This is a genomic window from Cupriavidus sp. WS (assembly GCF_000395345.1).
Lineage (GTDB): Bacteria > Pseudomonadota > Gammaproteobacteria > Burkholderiales > Burkholderiaceae > Cupriavidus > Cupriavidus basilensis_B.
This window is the reverse complement of the sequence record NZ_AQPL01000195.1, coordinates 1-1,552: the sequence shown is the minus strand read 5'-3', so window position 1 is coordinate 1,552 and position 1,552 is coordinate 1. Positions and strand designations below refer to the sequence as shown.

General features: G+C 70.4%; 1 protein-coding gene. It reads right to left on the bottom strand.

Annotation, left to right across the window (positions count from 1 at the left end):
• Positions 1 to 46: 46 nt before the first annotated feature.
• Positions 47 to 1,144 (bottom strand): ABC transporter substrate-binding protein, encoded by a 1,098-nt coding sequence (locus tag K206_RS0116240; protein ID WP_020203446.1) that lies wholly within the window; start codon positions 1,142 to 1,144, stop codon positions 47 to 49.
• Positions 1,145 to 1,552: the final 408 nt, after the last annotated feature.

Genomic DNA, 1,552 nt, shown 5'->3' with positions numbered 1-1,552 from the left:
GGGTCCCGCCGGCGGCAACGCCAGGGTTTCGTTGGCCGCCATCGCGTCAGGCTCCGAGGATCTTGCCGTTGGCCTGGTAGACCGGCCAGTAGCTCTGCAGGCTCAGGTCGTCCAGCGCCGCCTTGAGGAAGCGCGTGTCGATCCACTGGTCCACGTCGAAGCGCGCGCGCGACAGGCGCAGGCGGTAGGCCTGCTCGGTGGCGTCCTTGTAGCGCGCCACCAGGAACGGGTCGAAGTTCGGGTTCACGCGCACGCGCAGCGGCTCGCCTTCGTAGTCTTCCTTCCAGTGCTCGTAGGGCGTGCCGGCGCGCGCCCAGGTGTGCAGCACGTCGTCGCGGTTCTTTTCGTCCGAGGCCCAGCGCGCGGCCTGCACCGAGGTCTTGACGAACTGCTGGGTGGCTTCGGGGTACTTGCTGGCGAACTCGTCGGTCACCAGCACATGGCTCTGGCGCGTGTAGATCGGCGACTGGTTCTTGCTCGAATAGAGGATGCGCACCGCGCCCTTGTCGCGCAGGCGCAGGATGTCCATCGCGCCGATGGCGGCGTCGAGGTCGCGCGTGGTGAGCGCGGCCAGGTAGCTCGCGGTGTCGAGGTTGAGCAGGCGCAGGTCCTTCTCGGCGAGGCCGTTGGCTTCGAGCAGGCGCAGCGCCGGCAGATGCATGTTGGTGCCCTTGAACAGCGACACGCGCTTGCCGCGCAGGTCCGCCACGGTCTTGAGCGGCGAATCGGGCGGCACGCCGATATAGATATTGGTGCGCACGCTGGTGGCCAGCACCAGCCGTGTCTTCAGGCCGGCGGCGCGCGCCACGATGGCGGGCAGGTCGCCCTGCAGCGCGAAATCCAGTTGCTTCGTGCTGAGCGCTTCGTTGACGGCCGGGCCCGCGCCCTTGAAGAAGTACCACTCGACGCGCGTGCCGGCCGGCTTGAAGGCTTCCTCCAGCCAGCCGCGCGCGTGGGCGATCGACAGCGAGCTGCCGCCGAAGCTGGGCGGCGTGCCGGTGGCCGGCTGCGCCACGCCGATGCGGATGACGTCCGGGCGCGCCGCGCCGGTGGCGCTGAACACGCTCAGCGGGGTGGACGCGGCGGCGGCGCCAAGGCCGGACCAGGCAAGGTGTTTGAGCAGGCTGCGGCGCGTGAGGGGCATTGTGTTCTTGTTCCTGTGCGGGGCGGTGGTCGGGGAATCGACGGCTCCCAAGATACGCGGCGCCCGCGGCGTGGCAGAAGGAATGTTTTTGGCTTTGGTTATCGGCTGCGCGCATATGCGGCGGCGCATATGGGCATGCGTTTTCCTTCCTTCCGCGAGGCCGCGCGCAGGCATAGAGTGCGCGGTTTCCGGCGGCCGTCTCTTACGTGCCGCACGGACGGGCGCGCGCCCCCGCGCGCAAGAGCAAGAACAATGACCGACGATAACGACAAGACAGCGCGCCCGCCCGCGCGGCCTGCCCGGCGCCGCTTCCTGCGCCACGGCGCGGGCCTTGGCGCGGCCGGCGTGCTGGGTGCCGGCGCGCTTGCCGCCGCGCCGGCGGCGGGCGCGGAGACGCTGGCGGTGCCG

Coding starts and splice junctions, on each gene's coding strand:
- K206_RS0116240 (WP_020203446.1), bottom strand. CDS start 1,144: ATGCCCCTCACGCGCCGCAGCCTGCTCAAACACCTTGCCTGGTCCGGC.